This is a genomic window from Lentzea sp. NPDC102401 (assembly GCF_044765805.1).
GTDB classification, from domain to species: domain Bacteria; phylum Actinomycetota; class Actinomycetes; order Mycobacteriales; family Pseudonocardiaceae; genus Lentzea; species Lentzea sokolovensis.
Genome location: NZ_JBIWKS010000022.1, coordinates 70,338 through 88,335 on the forward strand (window position 1 = coordinate 70,338; position 17,998 = coordinate 88,335).

General features: G+C 66.6%; 15 protein-coding genes. 3 read left to right on the forward strand and 12 right to left on the reverse strand.

Annotated features, from left to right (window positions below):
• Positions 1-21 precede the first annotated feature (21 nt).
• A complete protein-coding gene (locus tag ACIRG5_RS45555; RefSeq protein WP_402917209.1) occupies positions 22-1,752 on the reverse strand; it encodes a hypothetical protein in 1,731 nt (576 codons plus the stop codon).
• A gap of 545 nt (positions 1,753-2,297) precedes the next feature.
• Between ACIRG5_RS45555 and ACIRG5_RS45560 the strand changes: the two genes are divergently transcribed.
• Positions 2,298-5,000: an NB-ARC domain-containing protein gene (locus ACIRG5_RS45560; protein WP_402917211.1), complete on the forward strand. Its 2,703-nt coding sequence runs from the start codon at positions 2,298-2,300 to the stop codon at positions 4,998-5,000.
• Positions 5,001-5,436: 436 nt separating this feature from the next.
• Here ACIRG5_RS45560 and ACIRG5_RS45565 read toward each other — a convergent pair whose 3' ends face one another.
• Together ACIRG5_RS45565 and ACIRG5_RS45570 are read right to left on the reverse strand one after the other, a co-directional pair.
• A complete protein-coding gene (locus ACIRG5_RS45565; protein ID WP_402917213.1) occupies positions 5,437-7,056 on the reverse strand; it encodes a relaxase/mobilization nuclease domain-containing protein in 1,620 nt (539 codons plus the stop codon).
• Positions 7,053-7,496, reverse strand: a complete 444-nt coding sequence (locus tag ACIRG5_RS45570) for a hypothetical protein (RefSeq protein ID WP_402917215.1) — start codon at positions 7,494-7,496, stop codon at positions 7,053-7,055. Before ACIRG5_RS45570 ends, ACIRG5_RS45565 begins: the two co-directional genes overlap by 4 nt.
• A 661-nt stretch (positions 7,497-8,157) precedes the next feature.
• On the opposite strand from ACIRG5_RS45570, the gene ACIRG5_RS45575 reads away from it, so the two are divergent.
• Together ACIRG5_RS45575 and ACIRG5_RS45580 are read left to right on the forward strand one after the other, a co-directional pair.
• On the forward strand, positions 8,158-8,724 hold the full coding sequence (locus ACIRG5_RS45575; protein WP_402917217.1) for an RNA polymerase sigma factor: 567 nt from the start codon (positions 8,158-8,160) through the stop codon (positions 8,722-8,724).
• Positions 8,721-9,956, forward strand: a complete 1,236-nt coding sequence (locus ACIRG5_RS45580; RefSeq protein ID WP_402917219.1) for a hypothetical protein — start codon at positions 8,721-8,723, stop codon at positions 9,954-9,956. The genes ACIRG5_RS45575 and ACIRG5_RS45580 overlap by 4 nt, the downstream gene beginning before the upstream one ends.
• A 125-nt stretch (positions 9,957-10,081) precedes the next feature.
• On the opposite strand, the gene ACIRG5_RS45585 is transcribed toward ACIRG5_RS45580, so the two are convergent.
• From ACIRG5_RS45585 to ACIRG5_RS45625, 9 genes are all read right to left on the reverse strand, one after another.
• Positions 10,082-11,215, reverse strand: a complete 1,134-nt coding sequence (locus ACIRG5_RS45585) for a hypothetical protein (protein WP_402917221.1) — start codon at positions 11,213-11,215, stop codon at positions 10,082-10,084.
• Positions 11,216-11,511: 296 nt separating this feature from the next.
• A complete protein-coding gene (locus ACIRG5_RS45590) occupies positions 11,512-11,847 on the reverse strand; it encodes a helix-turn-helix domain-containing protein (RefSeq protein ID WP_402917223.1) in 336 nt (111 codons plus the stop codon).
• Positions 11,844-12,908, reverse strand: coding sequence for a tyrosine-type recombinase/integrase (locus ACIRG5_RS45595; RefSeq protein ID WP_402917225.1), 1,065 nt, complete (start codon positions 12,906-12,908; stop codon positions 11,844-11,846). The genes ACIRG5_RS45590 and ACIRG5_RS45595 overlap by 4 nt, the downstream gene beginning before the upstream one ends.
• 305 nt (positions 12,909-13,213) lie before the next feature.
• A complete protein-coding gene (locus ACIRG5_RS45600) occupies positions 13,214-14,056 on the reverse strand; it encodes a hypothetical protein (protein ID WP_402917227.1) in 843 nt (280 codons plus the stop codon).
• 619 nt (positions 14,057-14,675) lie between these two features.
• A complete protein-coding gene (locus ACIRG5_RS45605; protein WP_402917229.1) occupies positions 14,676-15,125 on the reverse strand; it encodes a hypothetical protein in 450 nt (149 codons plus the stop codon).
• 281 nt (positions 15,126-15,406) lie between these two features.
• Positions 15,407-15,961: a hypothetical protein gene (locus tag ACIRG5_RS45610; protein ID WP_402917231.1), complete on the reverse strand. Its 555-nt coding sequence runs from the start codon at positions 15,959-15,961 to the stop codon at positions 15,407-15,409.
• Between the two features lie 48 nt (positions 15,962-16,009).
• Positions 16,010-16,285, reverse strand: a complete 276-nt coding sequence (locus tag ACIRG5_RS45615; protein ID WP_402917233.1) for a hypothetical protein — start codon at positions 16,283-16,285, stop codon at positions 16,010-16,012.
• Between the two features lie 126 nt (positions 16,286-16,411).
• Positions 16,412-16,672: a hypothetical protein gene (locus tag ACIRG5_RS45620; protein WP_402917235.1), complete on the reverse strand. Its 261-nt coding sequence runs from the start codon at positions 16,670-16,672 to the stop codon at positions 16,412-16,414.
• A gap of 708 nt (positions 16,673-17,380) precedes the next feature.
• The gene (locus ACIRG5_RS45625; RefSeq protein ID WP_402917237.1) at positions 17,381-17,698 is read right to left on the reverse strand and encodes a hypothetical protein; all 318 of its coding nucleotides are present in this window, start codon (positions 17,696-17,698) and stop codon (positions 17,381-17,383) included.
• Positions 17,699-17,998: the final 300 nt, after the last annotated feature.

The following is a 17,998-nucleotide window of genomic DNA, read 5'->3' on the forward strand; positions in this document are numbered from 1 at the left end:
TGCGCGGCGGCCGCGCCAGGTTCACCGAGTGGCCGGTGGCCGCGCCGCGATGGCCTGGCGCGGCACAGCAGGACGCGTCGCGACAGTGGCGCCGATTCCTCGGTGAACGGCGGCCACTGCGTGATCCGTCGCAGCCTGCTCGGCCCCGGTGACGTCCTCGCGCACCGGTGTGTGGCGATCGTCAGGTGAGGCCAGGTGCGCGGCGGCCTGCTGTTCGTCGCCTTCCGCACGGCCGCGCCACGCGCCAGCCTCCGCCTCGGCGGTCGGATCGGGCAGACCGTCCGGATACAGCTCCGTCAACCTGATCGCGAACGCATCGTCGTCCTTGGCCTTCTTCGTCGCGGTCTCGTGATCGGCCATTCCGAACTTGGCTGCCAGCCGCCGATCGATCTCGACACCGGACCGGCCAAGCGTGCTGCGTGCAAGCGTCCTGTCCATGCCCTTCCGGGGGTCCAGGGTGTCCACCCACTCCGCCATCTCGGCCCGCTTGTACGCGCTCTGCTCGGATGTGTGAACCTCCGAATCGTCCACAGTGGCCACAGCGGCATCATCCCCGAGCGCAGCACTGCCGACGGCTACCTCTTCGGCCGCCACGACGACCGCAGCCTTCTTGTCCTGCTCCTTCTTCGCCGCCGCGAGGGCATGCGACACCAGGCTGGGGAACTTGGCTGCCAGAAGGCCGTCGACCTCCGGCCACTCGCCGAACCCTTGCTTCGCCTCGATCTGGTGCTCCGTGTTCCGCGGATCCAGATGCTCGGCCCACCTCCTGGCCTGAGCGGCCGTGCGCACCTCCCTCAGGCGAAGCGCGGTCGTGGACTGCTCTTCGGCTGACTCTCGCGGTGTGCTGGGCTCGGCGGCAGGCGCGGAGTCAGACCGAGCCGACTGCTCCGCAAAGCGCTCGTAGCCGCTGGACGACCGCACACGCTTGATGGCCCATATTGCGAGCGCTGGCGCATTGCGCACTCCTTCGCTGGCGTTCCAGCGCGGAACGGTCGCCACGATCTTGGCCAGCGCATACGGAGTCACCCCCGACTGCCTGACCTCGTCGTGCACGAGGCGCCGCAGTTCCTTGGCCGCGTCGTGCTCATCGCTGACCAGGTCTGGGTAGAGCACGCTCCCCGCGTGAGCAGGCAGCAACGCCCGCAGTGCTGCCTCGAACTGCATGATGATGTTCCGGTCAACCGGTCGGGCCACCGGTGCCGAGCGTGGCCGCCGGACGACCTCAGGTGCGTCCACCGATGGGGACACCACGAACTGCCCCTGACCGGCACCGGCCAGGTACCGCAGGCGCCCAAGATCCTCGGCCGTGCCGAACTTCCGCAGGTAAGCCTGCATCCCGATGGCATCCTCGGCATCTCGGCACACCACCCACAATGACGACGTCGCGGCCCCGTCGCGACCCCAGCTATGCGCCTCCACGCCCCACTCGCCGGTGGGAGCGCCCTGCGCGTCCGCCATCCACGCCGTCCACACCGTCACCGACTCACCCGGCTGTGGCCCAGCCAGTTCCCGCGGCACGCGACGCTGCCACGCCTGCTGTTCCTCGGCGTTCATCTGCCGCAGCGGAGGGTGAAGACTCTGCTCGTACATCCGCGCCGCGTGCTCGGCGTCGGCGAACGCGAGGCGTTCCAGCCGGGCACGTTCAAGGTGTCGCCGCGCGAGTGACGACACCGTGGCCAACCCGATCACGAGTTGGGTCCACGTATGGATTTCCTGCGCCGATAGCCCCAATTCAGGTGCGTCGTCGCTCATCGTCCCCCCGACGGTGTGGCTGCCGGACAGGCGCCGATTCGCTGCCTGCAGCGTCCCAGCGCCCATTCACCAGCGTGGTGCGTACTGGCGTGGGCTCACAACGCGCGGCGCCCAGGCCAGGCGGGGGAGTGGACCCGACTGACCCCGTCGGCGGTCCCGAACGGTCGGCGTTGTCCCACGCCGACCGCTACGTCCTGGCACCTACCTGCGCGACCAGACCCAGGGTGCCATTCCCCCGGACGGCACCCGATCCCAGCCAGCGTAGGCACCCACCCGCTACAGGACGAAGTGGTGACCGGGAAAACCCGAATCACCCAACAGCGCGGCTCGCCAGCGCTCGGCGCACTGATGTGGTCTTTGCCGAGCCTCGCCGTCTTCGTCGAGGAGCTGACGGACATGCTGCACCAGAGGCACGAGCCGGAATGCACCGCGAGTTGACCAGGCCGCCCTACGCCGGCCGGCGTCTGCGATGATGATCTGTCATGGCTGCAGGCGGGCACGTGCGTCACAGACGGCGTACGAGGTTGCTCGGCCTCCTCGCCGGCTTGAGTGCTCTTCTGGTGGCATTGCTGGCTGTGGCCACGAACCTGGCGACCAACGCGGTTCCCGATCGCTTCACCCGCTGGACAGATGACCCCTGGTGGACCTGGGGCGCGACTGTGGTTCTCGTCGGTCTGGTTATCGTCGTTGCGGTCGCTCTTCAGCGGCAGTCATCCAGCGAACCCGGCCAGGTGCCTGCGGAGTGCGTCGGGGGAGCGAGGCGCCTGCACAACCTGCCTCCCCGCAATCCGTCTTTCGTCGGCCGGGACGCGGTTTTCGACCGCATCGAGGCCGAGTTCGCGAGAGGGCCTGTCGCGGTCGCGGCGATGCACGGACTGGGCGGTATGGGCAAGTCGGCGATCGCCCTCGAACTGGCACACCGAGGGCTGACGTCCGGGCGGTACGCCATCGCTTGGTGGGTCCGGGCGGAGACGGAGTCAACGCTCGTCGAGGACTTCACGGACCTGGCACCGGCTTTGGCGGTGACTCCGTCGGCGGACCAGGATCAGACGGTGGAGGATGTGCACGCCGCACTCCAAAGCCGCACCGACTGGCTGATCGTGTTCGACAACGTCGCGAGTCCTGAGGACGTCCGGTCGTTCCTCCCCGGTGGATCGGGTGCCACGCTGATCACTAGCCGATTCCGCGGGTGGGGCGCGGTAGCGGTGCAGATCGACATCGATCGCTTCACACGCGAGGAGTCGTTGGTCTTCCTAGCCGGCAGGGGCGATCGCGGTGACCCGGCCGCCGCGGACGCGCTGGCCCAGGCACTCGGCGATCTCGCGCTGGCACTCGTCCAGGCGACGGCCTACGTCGACCTGCACGACCTGCCGATCGCGAGGTACCTCGAGCTGTACCGTGACCGCGACTCAGCGGGACACTTGCTCGCGGAGGCAGTCGACGGGTACCCGGCCAGCGTCGCCACGACCTGGCTGCTGCACTACGACCAGCTCGACGAGGACGAGCCCGCCGCCTTGCAGCTGTTGAGGTTGTGCGCCTTCCTCGACGCGGAAGACATCGACCTAGGCATCATGCTGTCGGTTCCAGACCTCCTTCCACCGGAGCTCGCGGCTGCCGCCGTCCGTTCGATCGACCGCGAGCGCGTGGTGGGCGCGTTGGTCCGAACCCACCTCGTCACCAGGACAGACGCGGACCGGATTAGCGTGCACCGCCTGGTGTCGCAGGTGACGCGGTTGCACCTCGGGCCTGGCGCCGGGGCGTGGGCGAGACGGGCTGTCGCACTGGTGAATCGGTTGTTTCCTCTGCGGCCGCAGGACGTCGGCCAATGGCCGCTCTGTGCACTGCTCTCAGCGCACGCCAGCATTGTGATCGAGCACGCCGAGAACCTTGAGGTGTCCGACGAGCAGGCGAGTTCGTTGTTCGACAGGCTCGGTGCGTACCTGCAGAGCCAGGTCGGTGACGACGTCGAGATCTACTCAACCGCCGACGCCGGCACCGTCGACGATGCCGCACTCTCTCCGGTGCAGTCTCGCTACTTGAACCAGATCCGGCGAATCGCCCCCCAGTTGCTGGCCGACCGGGACCGTGAACTCGCGGACCTGGCGGCCTTCTGCACCTCCGATGGCGAGCCCGGCTACCTCCAGCTAGTGGCCGCTCCCTGGTCCGGCAAAACAGCGCTGTTGTCGTGGTTCGCATTGCACCCACCGACCGGAGTACGGGTCGTGTCGTTCTTCGTCACGGGACGCTTAGCTGGCCAGGACGACCGCTCGGCGTTCGTCGACAACGTGATCGAGCAGCTGTTGGTGATGCTCGGTAGGGAAAGCCCGGTCTTCTTGACCGAGGCTGGTCGCGATGCCGCCTTCCTCAACCTTCTAGGGGAAGCGGCGCAAGCCTGCTTCGCTCGCGGTGAGCGCCTGGTCCTGCTCGTCGACGGCCTGGACGAGGACCGAGGAGCGGGAGCTGGGCCCGCAACCTACAGCATCGCCGCACTGCTACCCGCCGACGTCCCAAGAGGGCTGCGCGTTGTTGTCGGCACACGACCTCATCCGCCGCTTCCCAGCGACCTGCCCCACCACCACGCCCTGCGCGCCGCAGGCATCGTCCGCCATCTCAACCCGAGCGCGCACGCACAACACCTTCGAGTCGACATGGAACGAGAACTGTCTGAGATCCTGAACGGTGGATCATCCGGTCCAGACGTGCTCGGCCTGATCACCGCTTCCGGCGGCGGTCTTTCAGTGCCGGATCTCCGCGACCTGACCGGCTCACCTGAGCAGGTGATCCAGGAGTTCGTTACGAGGCGGATTTTCGCCAAGACTGAGAGAAACGGAGTTTCCGTCTACTCCCTCGCGTACGCCGAGGGAGTAGACGCCGCGTCGGCCGGGCTCGGACCGGCCCGCCTCGCCGAATGCCGCGCCGCCTTGCACGCCTGGGCGGACGACTGTCGTGCGCGGGGGTGGCGCGACGATACGCCGGACTACCTACTGGCCTTCTACCCGCAGATGCTGCTCGTGCACGCTGATCCGAAGCGCTTGGTCGACTTCGCGACCGACGTGTCCCGCCACAAACGGATGCGCCAGCGGTTCGGGGACAACGAATCGGCCACGTCGGAGGTACGCACGGCCCTAGAGGCTGTCGCCTCACCGCGCAACGCCGAGCTGGTCGTGCGGCTTGCCGCTCGTTGGGCCGGCTTGCGGTGGCAGACGTTCCTCGTGGACGTGCGGTCTGCGCTTCGCGGCAAGTGGTGAAGCAAGCGCCGCGATACGCCGCCGACCGATATCGCCGCGGCGCGGGCAGTCAACAACACCTCAAGCTAACGCCGCGTCGCCTCTGCCGCGAGGAGCGCGCGTCACCGCACTCTCGCCCCACCCTGCTAACACCACTGCCCTGACAGTGCTCGTGGTGGCGCTAACTCAGCTTCGCACCCGGTTGCGGGAGCTCTGCTCGGGATACCTGACCAACACCGGCGACCTTCGGTGGCAGGCATACGGATGGTCTCTGCTTGCGGAGGCCCTTCGCCTTATCAGCCACGGAATCCGTGACGTGCTGCGGTCACCGCCTCGATGCGTTGCTGTTGTGACGCGCCAGCACACGACCTCGGCGACTGACTCGCACCACGGTCTCGGTGGCACGGCCCAAACGGCGCCCAATCGAAAGGAGGAGGCGTGCAATGGCCACTTGCGCTCAACGCGACCGCGGACCTGGCTTGGGCACTCGCTCCTGCGGCTCCGCCGCAACCCATGCCACCCGGCGGCCAGGAGCCGGCCGCGCTGGAGTCCCTGCTGGCCGACGAACAGCAGCATCCCTCTCCAGCCGCAACCCACGCGCTACAACACGAGCAGCCGCAGCCTGATGCACCCTGCCCCGCATCTCCTGCCACGCTGCGATCTCGGTGATGAGCGCGGCAAGCGCCACCACCAATGCCATGGCCGCATCGCGCTCACGCCCGCGGCCGGACAGCACGCCCACCGCCCCGATCCGACGAGCCGTCCTCCGCAACTCCGCCGCCGCCGGACCCAGCACCGACGGAAGAACGCGATGGGGCACACGAGCCGCCCTGTCAAACACCTCGCTGAGGTCAGTCAGTTCCCCTGCCATCCGACCATCACGCCCCTGGGCGAACGCGACCAACACCTCACCAGTCGCATGCGCGATCCCTCCGGCGTCCTCGGCGTCTTCACTCCCGCGCACCGCCGCCAGCGCCAGCTCGACAACACGGGCCGCATCCTGCAACGCCGCATGGCGCCCCTCCAACGACCCCGGATCGATCGCCTCCGGACCGAGCTTGCCAGCCTCGGCCTTGCTCACCGAGCGCCACCTCGTCTCCAGTTTCGGCCAGCTCAAGTCCGCACCCAGCTTCGACCCCGAGTACAGCACCGATGCACCAGCCGAGGTCACGTCGCCGGGCAGTGAAACCGCATATCCCACGATCCGACCCTCGCCATCTCGCCGCACGACCGGCGACAAGCCATCGCTCTCAAGCGCGTCCAGGAACTCCGCACTATCCCGACACACCGCGGCATGTCGACCCACTGCACGCCGCAGCACCACCTTCGGCGTGAGCGCACTGCCGTCGCGGTCCTGGAACCAGCCCACACGCTCGCCTAGCCGGGCAGCCTTCCCCTTCTCCTTGCGTGTGGGAGCCTGCAACGCGGTCTTGTCCGCTCCAGCGGTTCGCACCAACCCAAGTTCACGCTCAAGCTCGCGACACTCCTCACGCAACGCCACGAAGTCCCGGAACGGGTAAACGCGCTTACCGGTCCGCTCGGACACCAGCGTCGCCATCAGATGGATGTGGTCGTCGGCATGCCGCACCGCGATCCACCGGCATCCCTCGTCGTGAATCCCCACGGCCTTCATCAACCGCTTGGCGATGCGCTCCCACTGCGCATCGCTCAGTACTGGGTCGTCGGGGTGCAGACGCACTGGGCAATGCCACACATAGCCTTGACGCAGCACGACCGCGCGCTTACGCGGGTCGTACTGGTAATGCGTCAGCCATTCCGGCGCATCCGCCCGCGGTGGCGCCCCAGACAGCAGATGCTCCCGCCATTCATCGGTCAGTGCTGGAGGATTGCTCAATGGCAGGCCAGCAAGCGCCGCGAGTTCCTGCATCGTCGTGGTGAGCGCACGGAGGTCGAAATCGAACTCCCCAGGGCCGATCTTGGCGGGCTGGTGTGCCCAGCTAGCGTCGTCCCACGATGCCACCACGCGAGGGTTCCGATGCTCCTCGTGCAGGCCAGGCCCCAGCAGGTACCGCAACAGACCAGCCGGGCGATAGCCGCGCACCACCTTGGCAATCATGGCATCAGCCCAGGACGCAGTGCGGCGATACACGTGTCCAGCGACTGCACGCGTTGCCCGAGGATGGCCAGCATCTCGACGAGTGCGGCCTCGCTCGGCAGCTCTCCTCTTGCGTTCGCTTCTCTGGCAATGTCGTGGATGTCGCCGCCGATCACCGTCAGCAGACGTCGCGCGCCCCGCAACGACTCAAGGTGCTCATCAACTCCGGCGCCGCTGCCCGCCGCCCTTGCCAGGCGACGGGATGCAACAGCGAACGCGACCTGCTGAGCCCAGGCCTGCGGCACCCATCCGTCCTTTGCGGACACGGCCACGATTGGTGCCCATTCGGCGTCAGAGAAGCGCAGTATGCCGCGCTGCTTGCGCGTTCCGGACTTCGAGTGATCGCGATAACGAGGCGAAGGCAGTGCCGCGTCGTGGCCGGCATCGTGCTCAACGTCCATCTTGGACCACCTCCCCCGATGACCGGCCCGCCGGCCTGAGGCAAGCGGTGGGGGGCTGCCTACCGACAGTCTGCCAGCTGACGCCGCGGTCGTGGGAAAACCGACTCGGTTTTGCCTATCTTGCTCTGCCGAACCGGACGTGTTCAGCCTCGGTGAAGCTTCGTTGGTGAGAACCCAACGGCGTTCTTGTCACCGCGTCGGAAATGGCGTCGGGTCCGTCCGAGGCACCCTCCGTGAGGGGGCATGGTCGATGTCGTGCTCGCGAGCAGTTGTGTTCCAGCCGTTACTTGGACGAGTGGCTCGAACCGTCCAGAACGACTGGTCTGATCGGGTGGTCATCGTGCGGCGTCCTGACGCTTGGCCGGTGTAGTGCCACTCAGTCATGACGCTGTCTCAGCGGACCACCTGTGAGGGAAACGATGACCCAGGCACTGACGATGATCGGGTACGTGCTCGGACCGTCACTACTTGGTCTGGCTGGCCTGGCCCTGCGGTTGCGGTGGCACGCCGTCCGCGACCAACGGCGTCAAGACACCCTGCACGCTCTCGCCTCACGGCTGCCAACCGCTGGCGTCGTCGTCGAGATTCGCGACGTCCGCGGCGACGGCAGCCACCTTGAAATCAAGACCAGCCCGGCCCTAGATCCTCAACGGCGGCCCAGGTGAGCGAATCTGACTCGGCCAGACCTGCCAGTTCTGCGGCCACCGGTAGCGAGCCGGACCGCACCGGTGGCAGGACCAAGGCTGACGACGCCGCGTTCGACGAGTTCTACCGCGCGTACGCGAAGTCGCTGGTCGCGCTCCTGCTCATACAGGGGGCCAGCCTCGCCGACGCCGCAGAGCTCGCCCAGGAGACCCTGTGCGCCGCGTACCAGAGCTGGCTCACCATTGAGCACCCGAAAGCGTGGACCCGCCGGGTCGCGTCGCGCGCACTGATCCGCCGCCAGCTCGCCGAACGCGAAACCCCGGTCGACCAGCTCCCGCCTCCCAGCGGGCTGCTGCGCGGTGACGTCGATATCGAGCACTGGGAACGTCAATACGACCTTCTGCGCGCGCTCGAGGGGCTGCCCCACCGGCAGCGGCACGTCATGGCATTGCACCTCGACGACGTGGACAACACCGAGATCGCCGCCGAACTGAGCATCACCTCTGGCGCGGTCCGTGAACACCTCAGCCGGGCCCGGCACGCTCTGCGTAACTGGTTCTTCCCCAAGGACGGTGACTTGTGAACATCGATGACCCTCAGCTCGATGCCCGGCTCGACACCGCCAGCGCCGCCCTGAGCACCGCCCTGGACAAGGTCCTCGACCTCGACGCCGGACTCGCCGACGCCCGACTCCCCAGCCGTCGCGCCCAACTCACCCAAGCGCTCGACGGCATTCTCGACCTCGACGCCGGGCTCCGCCAAATCATGCCGACCTCAGCCGCCGTCCCTCAGTCGTCATTGCGGGCAGGGCCTGAGCCTGCGCACTCGAATCCGCTCCTGAAGTTCGCCGTGTGGTTTGCCGCGCGTCCTGTCCATGAGCGGCTCACCGCCCGTACTTGGTTCCCCATGGACGATCTGGCCGCTGCCCGAACGGCGGAGGCCCTGAAGATCGGTGTCCAGTCCGTCAGCCTGGCCCTCCAGCTCGCCTTCGACCTGCACCACGCCCGCGCTCGCGACCTCAACCTCGCACGCATCCGTACCCTTGCCCACGACCTCACATACACGGTCGCGCGCACCAGCGACCGCGACCGCGCCGTCAAACTCACCGTCAAACTCGCCCGCGACCTCGCCCGCGACCTCGCCCGTTTCCGCATCCCCGGACGCATCCACCGTGCCTACAAACGAGCGCTCAAACTCGCCGAGGACCTCGCCCAGGACCTCGTCCTCGACCCCGCCCTCGACGTCGACCACCACCTCGACCCCGACGTCGATCACAACCTCGCCCTCGACGTCGACCACAACCTGGCCCAGAGCGTCGCCCTCGTCTGCAAATTTGCTCGCATCTTCGACTCCGCCGGCTTCATGGAGTTGGACGTCCTCTACCTCGTCCCCGAATACCAGCGCGCCTTTGCCCACGCCCACGCCCACGCCCACTCCGTCGTCCACGCCATCGTCCGTGACCGCGGCCGCCATCTCATCCGCGCACTCACGGTCGCCTGCGACGTCGACCTCGACCTCGCCCACGCGCTGGTCCTTGCCCTCCGTGGTGTCGCGCATCAGGGATTCGATCGTTGGCTGATCGGTGCGCTTGACGAACTGGATGCAGCGTTGAGCAACATGGTGGCCTGCGACCTCACGGATGTTGATCTGCGCGGAATCCCGTTGGATGGCGTGCGCTGGTCTCCGACCACGACACGGTGGCCGAGAGAGTGGGCCGAGCACATCCGGCACAACTCCATCCAGATCGACGTCGATCTGTATGAAATCCGGCCAGGAACCGCCACCCACCAACATCATCACATCGGTACAACCTGACGGCCGAACATCGACGTCAGCCACTTCCCTGCCGCAGGTGACCATGCCCTTCCGTGCAGCGGCCACTACTTGGCAGACCGCCATCGGCGTAGACGTCATTCGACCGTCGCTCAACACGAGCCGGTTCAGTGTTCGTTGCCTGGCAGCTGGTCTTCGACCGGCCTGGAAAGGAGATTGCGGGCCATCTCGGAGTAATCGATAGCGGTCTGGTCGCTTAGGTTGAACGCCGCTGCCAAGTGCAGAGGGTCGGCGTCGACGGTGAGGGCTTCGTGCAAGACGCGGTCGGCGCGGAGGTGTTCGAGGCGAACGTCCTGCATCGACAGGCGGCAAGTCAGGTAGTAGTCGGTGACCGGCCCGATCCCTGCCGCAGAACCGAAGGATACGAGGACCTGCCGGTTCGGTGTGTGCGGCCACGTTCTTTGGCGCTCCACCAGCCACTTGGTCAGCAGGCGGTGCACGAGGTCGGGCATCTGGTGGGTCGTGCCGCCGATGCGGATGCACCGGCGGGTGAGGTCGACGTCGTCGAGGGTGAGCAGGCGGATAGTGGTTGAGCGGGCAGCGTAGACAGCCACCAGCGCGACTATGAGGCGCTGTACCGCCGTGACGGCGGCGCGTTTCACCGCAGCGAACTCGTCGTCGGTCATCGGCATGGCTGTGCGTTTCGGTGCCCGGCCGACGTGCAGTCGATGGGTCGGGTCGACGAAGATCAGGCGGTGGCGCTTGGCGAACTTGAACAGCGATCGCAGGGACGTGAAGGTGCCTGCGCGCTGGTGTCCGCGCTGGCTGTCGAACACCTCGATCACGTCGTCTTCGGTGACCTCGCGCAGGTGTCGGCGGGTCGCTGACCAGGTCAGCAGATGAGGCTGGACTCGCCCGAGGTAGGCGTAGAGCGTGGCGCGGGATCGCGGCCGGACCCGGTCACCGCCGGCGTGAAGTTCGAGCAGCCACGCGCGGACGTCGTCACGGAACCCTTCGGGCAGCTCGTCACTTCGGCTGTCGATCCAGGTTCGGATGGTCGGGACGACGTCGTCGTCCAGTGGCATTCCGTGCTCCTGCAACACATCGGCGGCCACGTTCACGAACATCGCTGACCGCAGCTGGGCCTGGACCTCGCTGCGCAGGATCGGCCGAGCGTTGGTGTGTGAGCTCAGAAGGCGATGCAGGCCGGCGAGCATGGTGCCAACCGCTTTGGGCGTCCAGCCGCCCGCCTCGGCGAGGTAGGCGGCTCGCGCCAGAACGTTGCGGTGCACTGCGGTCATGGCCGGGTCCGCTAGGAGATCGTCCAGGGCGACTTGGGGAGCCTCGTTGCGTGTAGGTCGGCAGGTTTGGCAGTGCTTTCTGCGTGGGCCGATGCGGCTGGAGACCGGCGGAACAGGTTCGCCGCACTTTCGGCATGGTGCGGTCAGTACTTCGTGGTCGGGATGTGCGCGGCGGGCATCGGTCTGGGACGGCCGACACGTGCGGCAATACTGGCGTGGGCGTCCGCCGCGGCTGCTCGTGCTGGGCTCGATCAAGCCGCCACAGGTCCGGCACGATTGAGCAGGAACGTGCGCGGTCACCGGGGCGGCAGGGAACGACCCGACTTCGGCTTCGGCATGATCTGGCGAACCGGTCCATCGTCAGTTCCGACTGCTCGGGACCTGTGCTCGGCACGCTCTTCGAGCACAGGCACCTTCTCCGGCTCGGCGGTGATCAGTTCGCTGATCTCGCAGCCAAGCACCGCGCAGAACGCGTCAAGCTCGTCCGGCCGCAGCACGCTGGGCTGCCCCGACCACAGACCCGACATCTTCCCCACGCTGATCTCCAGGCCCCGGTCCGCGAGTAGTCTTCGCAGCTCGCTGGCTTTCCAGATGCCTCGGTTCGCCGCGGCGAGACGCAGGTTCCACTTCATCGGATCAGTCCTTCCCACCGCTGTGCGGCGTTCTGCTGGCCGCGGGCGATCGCGTCCTCGATGCGGGTGTTGCGGGCGTGGACGTAGCGCATCGTCGTCGCGATCCAGGAGTGTCCGAGCAGTTCCTGAATCGCCAGGATGTCCACGCCGAGTTCGTAGAGTTGGCTAGCGCAGTAGTGGCGCAGCACGTGCGGCGTCAGCCGACCAGCCCAGCTCGGCAGGTGGTTCTCCACCGCTACCGCCAAAGCGCGACGGACCACGTTGTCGCTCAGCCGAGATCCAGGGCCGTCCGCGCACCGGCGCTCGGACGGGAACAGCGGCGCTCCTGGAAGAGCGAAGTCGCCATCGAACTGGCCCCAGATGTCCTCGATGTACCAGGCCAGCACCGCATCCGAACCGTTAATCAGAGGCACCAGCCGCTGCTTCGGCCCCTTCCGGCCCGATCCCTTGCCGTGCCGGACATTCAGCTTGCCGAACAGGCCCAGCTCCCAGCGCACATCGGCGACGTCGAGCATTCTTGCTTCGTTGATCCGCACGCCGACGTCGGCCATCAGCCGCGACACCGTGTAGTTCCGGGCGCTTGGCACGAACTTGCGACACGACGCCAACTCGTCGCGCCAGCCGCCGAACAACTGCTCCAGCTCCACCGCCGTGGGCGGGATCCGTACCTGGACGTCGACCGACATCCGCGGCCGGTTCATCTCGTCAATCGGGCACTCAACCACCCGACCGGTCAGCTCGTGGAGCTCGACCTTGTACCGCAGATCGAGGAACGCGAAGTACGTGACCAGCGCCTGCGCTCGGCCCGCTCGCGTCGACGGTGCGGCATCTCGCAGCACCCCACCGAGGTACCGGTCACCGTCGCGCGGCTTCATCTCCCACAACGGTCGGCCGAACCAGTCCCGCACCTGCTCCAAGTGCGTCGTGTCTGTCCGGATGCTGCTGTCCACGAGCCCCGCCGCGTGCCGGGCGAGAATGAACTCCGAGAAGACGTCCAGCTCGAAGTCCGCCAGCTCTTCCTCTGTAGCTGGTGCCCGGCGCTCGCGAAGCGACCGGACCACGGCCAGAGACAAACCCGCCCCCTCGAAGTTCACGCACGCTGAAAGATCATCACTACGAACGTGATCATGTCACAGACGTCGAAGCCGGCTCATTCGCCCTTCGTCAGCCAGTTCTGTCTGTGCAGGCGCAGGTCCTGCATGGTTCAGGCCTGATGGACAGCCGCCGCGTCAGACACGAACCGAGGTGTTGTTGCGTAGAGAGCTCATATTGATCATGGTTGCGCCGGTCCGTTGAAGGCCGCGTCAGCAGCAGGGCCCGGCGGTCACTCCGACCGCCGGGCAGCGCGGCTGAGGCGATGACTGGCCTACCGCACGTCCGCGTATGCCGCGATTTCACCTGTGTAGGTGCTCGGTGATGTGCCGCCGACCACCTCGTCCCAGGAGTAGCCGAACGCATCCTTGTCGGTCCTCAGGTCGCTGCGGTCCACGGTGAGCGTTCCTGTGAACGCTTCCTCGCTGCACCAACCGGACCCCGCGAACGGGTTGCCTAGCCACACATGTGGATTGCGGAGTTCTACCGTGCCGCTGGCTGGCAGGCGGACGACCGTCGCCAGATCGACGCCGATGAGTGCCTGGCCGATCGCCACGCTGAACTCCGGCGACGCGTTGTCGATCACCTCACCGGCGAGATGCAAGTTGTGCTCTGTATGGCTGAAACCCATTCGGACAAGGAACTGTTCGGGCTCAAGCGCGGTGAAGCTGAGGCCTGCGTCTTCGTCCATCTGCTTGATGGTCACCCTCAACAGCACGGCGCCGTGGCGGTTGACCAGTTCCCCGAACCACTCCGACTCGTCACGCGCTCGCACCGTGTCGATCAGGGCTATCCGCGCATCGCTAACGAGCCATTCGTCCTCCAGCAACTCTTCATAGTCGACGTCATCCTGCCGCTCCCAGTCGCGAAGAATGTTCTTGGCCAGCTCGTCTACGGCGTCGCACGCATTGATCCATTGAGCTTCGCCCTCCCACTTCGTGAGTGCCTCGCCGCCCTTGGTCTCCCACGGGTTGTCTCCGCAGACCAGCGCTGCCACGACGTCCGCAGAGAGCGAATCGGCCTGGTCGAGGTGGACCAGGGTGTACTTGTCGTGTAGCGCTCGCTCAATAGCGTCGCTGAGCGCTTCTACCGTCCGTTTGGCGTGCGCGGTCGTCACAGTTCTCTCCAAGGCTGTGGGGGGTTTGCGTGAAGGCGTCAGAGAATCCGGGAAGTCATCACCGGATCGACAAGATCAATAATACCCACTAGGGGTATACAGGCGCGTGAGTTGATTCGTGGTTCATGTCGGTATTGATGGCGACATGACGCTGGATCGGTCGGCACTTATCGGCATGCGAACAGCCCCGCAGGACGATGTCTGCGGGGCTGTTCGGGTGGCACTGTCGGATCGAGTGTGCCCGCCGGCTAGAGCGGAGGAGGGTTCCGAGTTGGGCGATTGGATGTAGGTGTTCGGACGCCCTTCGGGTACGGGTTCGCAACTTCCAGCAGCCGCATCAGCGCAAGCGCCACTGCCGTGGCGGCCAGTGGCACTGGCCGCCAGGATCACCAGCAGGGCCCAAGATGAGCGCGTCGAGCCACGGTGTCAGAGTGCAGTCAGCGCGCCTACGGATCGCGTGCCAAAGGTCGTAGCGGCGCCATCATCCCTGCGACCGTGGTACGTCCGACCGTGCGAGCCGGGGTGCGATTCGCCGGCCGGACGGTGACTCGCTCCGTTAGCGGGTCTGGTCTCACCGAGCCCGGTTCGTCAACGAGCGGCTCGACATGGTCGGGCTTGGTTACGTGATCACCGCGCCAGTGGTCCGCCACTCGCCGAACGCGGACCCGACTTCGCGAGTGAACGCGTCGATCTCGAACTGCGCGCGGTAGGCCCGCGCGAATTCAGACGCTTCCTGCTCGGTTCGCACGCCGTACGACACACCTTGTGGCTGCGCGTGAAGCACTCCCAACGCGTAGCCGTATGCGAGCTGGTGAACAGCGTTGGCCTGCGGATCGGCAGGTGCACTCGGCGTCTCTGAGCCCAGAGCCTCCTCGACCCAGGCCACCGGATTAGCGTGCTGTTGAACCTCCTCCCACAGATGGACCGCGCGGTCTTTCAACTCGATGATGTCGCTTGGCCGCATCCTCGCCGCAGTCGAGACCGACGCAACCGCGTCGTTGTCGAACCGGCCAGTGGCCGCGAGCTCGGCGATCAGCCGAGCGAATTGGACAGTGTTATTTGTGCGCATGATGAGTCCTTCCAGGACGAGGGGAGCGCCGCGAGGCTGTGCCGCGGGCTTGGGAATCCACGTCCTCGGCACAGCAACTTCGGCGCTCGCATTCAGTCGGCGGATCGCACTCTTGTCGCTGACTTGCGCAGGGGCATCGCCTTGAGACGAGAGTGGGTTCGGGGTAGTTCTGAGACCCGCTGTGCTCCGCAGCCCGGTGCGGTGGTTGCGGAGCACAGCGGCTACCGACGCTGAGGCGCTCGGATATCTGCGTCATGCAGGCTGCACGACGGAACTCGTCATCAAACGGTGTCCCGATGCTTGCGGATCAGGCGTTCGGGGTCGGTCGGAGCAGTCGCATAGCTGGCAAGGCTGAACACCAGTGCTCGGTGTCCTGGCCGGTTGATCCGGAGCGCGAGTTCGTCGAGGGTCAGGTTCGCCTCGTGGAGCAGTCCTGGCCCGGCGCAGTCGGCGAACCACACCTGCGTGAGGGTGTCGCCCTCCTCCAGCAGTGCGGTTGCAGTGCTCACCAGTCCGCCCGTCGGCGTGAGGTGCGCTTCGCAGACAGTGGTGATCGCGTCGGAAATGCCCCAGAGCTGCCTGTGCCCACCAGGCTCGGTGCCGAGGATCTCGATATCGGTCCGGATCGTCCTGCTGCGCAGGCCGGATTCGCTGCCCCTGTCCGGGTAGTACTGGGCGCGGCGGTCAACGCTGGCACTCTCTACCCGAACCGCGGCTATTCCGGTCTCAGCCTCGAAGCGGACTTCCATCCGTCCTGCACTGCGGAGGGCCTCGATGTCGTCTCGCGTGAGTGCTCGCGCCGGCTGGATCCGCGGTGACATGCGGTGTGTCTTCATGGTGATCCCCTCGTTCCTCGGTTCTCGTGCGAGCTGGTAGTTCGGGCGCTAGCTCGCGCCGTGGTCGCGGGTGTCCGGCGTCTGGTTGTGGTCGGCGAGCAACGTCCGCACGTTGCGGACGAACTCGTCCAGTGCTGCGAAGGTCTCGGTCAGGTGCCTGTCCTGGGCGCCCTCGTAGGTCTGCATCTCGTCGCAGTCATGGCCGTCGCCGCACTCGCACGTGGCGGGGTCGCAGTCCCCGGCACAGGGGCAGTCGGAGTTGTGGCTGTGGGCGGCTTCGAGGAAGTCGAGTCGTTGGCGCAGGGAATCCAGGGTGTCCGTCATTGCTGCTTCACCTCGATGGTGGGAATCGGTGCGGTCAGTACGCGCGGCGGGCCGCTGAACGACGCGGTGAAGGGCGCGGCGGAGCGCAGAAGCGACATGTCCCGCCGCGTCGGGAACCGCTGCTGGTCAGTGGCGGTCGGCCGCGTCCCGTTCGGGGTCGAGCACGTCGAGCAAGTCGAGAACGTCCTCACCCGCCGTGCTCAGGTGCGCGGCGGCGTCGTTCAGCGCGTCGGCGTCGATGTCGCGGTCGAGGGCTCCCGCGAGCTCGGTGAACGTCTCCCCGATGCAGTCCCGTACACCGTCGAGAGCCTGGATCAGCCCCACCTGCACGTCCACGCTGCTCACCGCAGCGTCGGCGGCCACCTCGTGCAGCCCGGCGCGCTCCATGGCGTCGACAAACGTTCGGGCAGCGGCGATCGCGGCTTCGGCAGGGGCCGCCGGCCCGGTCCCAGTTGTGGCCGTGGTCGTCGCCTCGCACCTTGGGCACGATGAATGTGCGCGGACGCTTTCGAGGCGTTGGCAGAGTGCGGCTTGTGCCCGCTGCAGCGTCTCCGCGAGCGTCGCGAAGTACGCCTGGCGTTCTTCGGACGTCACGCTGCATCGGGCTACACGTTCGGGGTCCCACTGCCCGGTCGTGACGTTGAAGAACGATCCACCGTGTACTGCGTCCCGCACTCCCCACTGATCCTCGCTTCGAGACTCGGCGTGGAGCACGAGACGCGGATCGAAACCGGGTGAGCCGGGCTGGTGGGTGTTGCCGTCGATCGTGAGCCGGGTGACCTGAAACCCGTGCTCTGCGGCAAGGTCGAGCGCGTGTCGTGTCCCTGCGTCAGCAATGCTCTGGGGAAGCATGTACGGCCTTTCTGAGAGCGGGTCGTTGTGGGGAAGAGAGGAGAACGTGGCGTCACCCGCGTTCTCTGGCCTGGCTAGGGCGGTAGGTAACCCGTGTGACCGGGCATGGGGACATGTCCCAGGTCGAGTGCCGGGAAGAGCTGTGGCCCGGAGCGCGCGCACCCGCGCTTGGGCCACGCCGACTTCAGCGTCCACATCCCGGCACGGCCACACCTTGCTGCCGCATGGCCGTGCCGGAATGGGTCACCCGTTCTTGGGCGCTCGCCTGTTACCGAGGTAGATGTCACCTTCGACATACGTGATGAGGGAACCGTCCGGTGCTCGCATGCAGAAGTGGTAGCGAGCGTCGTACCACTCGTACTCCCACCCGGCCGTGCGCAACGCGTCCTGCACGGTGCCGTCTCCACCGCTACCGGCGAAGAACCTGTCCGCACCAGTCGCGCCCGACCCGTAGGGGTTTCGTTCGTGCGAGAGAATCCCCACCACGTCACCGGCGGTACTGGCGGACTCCAGTTCGTGGAGCTGGTCGCCGATCACTTCCCAGAAGCCGTCGTTGCTCATCGGTCTGCCGCCTCCGTGTTGCCGCGAACTGTGCTTCGATCGGTGTGTCCGTCGTGGACGCGGGTGCGCCCGGCGGTGTTCTGCTCGTGGTTCATGCGTTCTCAGTCCCAATTTCGAGTGGACGGTTCGATACGTGGGCAACCTGGGCGCTGACGCGCTGAGGTTGCTGCTGATCAACGGAATTCGCTGGAGATACCGGGTGTCGTCACCGGCCCAACAAGATCAACTATACCCCATGGGGGTATCTCGTGGGCGGTCTGCGCGAGCTGATCGCGGAGTCAAAGTGCTGCGGGTGTCGGC

Bases quoted from the DNA above. Each gene is read 5' to 3' on its own strand.
- ACIRG5_RS45620 (WP_402917235.1), bottom strand. From the start codon at position 16,672: ATGGAGCGCGCCGGGCTGCACGAGGTGGCCGCCGACGCTGCGGTGAGC.
- ACIRG5_RS45625 (WP_402917237.1), bottom strand. From the start codon at position 17,698: ATGAGCAACGACGGCTTCTGGGAAGTGATCGGCGACCAGCTCCACGAA.
- ACIRG5_RS45610 (WP_402917231.1), bottom strand. From the start codon at position 15,961: ATGAAGACACACCGCATGTCACCGCGGATCCAGCCGGCGCGAGCACTC.
- ACIRG5_RS45570 (WP_402917215.1), bottom strand. From the start codon at position 7,496: ATGGACGTTGAGCACGATGCCGGCCACGACGCGGCACTGCCTTCGCCT.
- ACIRG5_RS45555 (WP_402917209.1), bottom strand. From the start codon at position 1,752: ATGAGCGACGACGCACCTGAATTGGGGCTATCGGCGCAGGAAATCCAT.
- ACIRG5_RS45590 (WP_402917223.1), bottom strand. From the start codon at position 11,847: ATGAAGTGGAACCTGCGTCTCGCCGCGGCGAACCGAGGCATCTGGAAA.
- ACIRG5_RS45565 (WP_402917213.1), bottom strand. From the start codon at position 7,056: ATGATTGCCAAGGTGGTGCGCGGCTATCGCCCGGCTGGTCTGTTGCGG.
- ACIRG5_RS45585 (WP_402917221.1), bottom strand. From the start codon at position 11,215: ATGACCGCAGTGCACCGCAACGTTCTGGCGCGAGCCGCCTACCTCGCC.
- ACIRG5_RS45605 (WP_402917229.1), bottom strand. From the start codon at position 15,125: ATGCGCACAAATAACACTGTCCAATTCGCTCGGCTGATCGCCGAGCTC.
- ACIRG5_RS45615 (WP_402917233.1), bottom strand. From the start codon at position 16,285: ATGACGGACACCCTGGATTCCCTGCGCCAACGACTCGACTTCCTCGAA.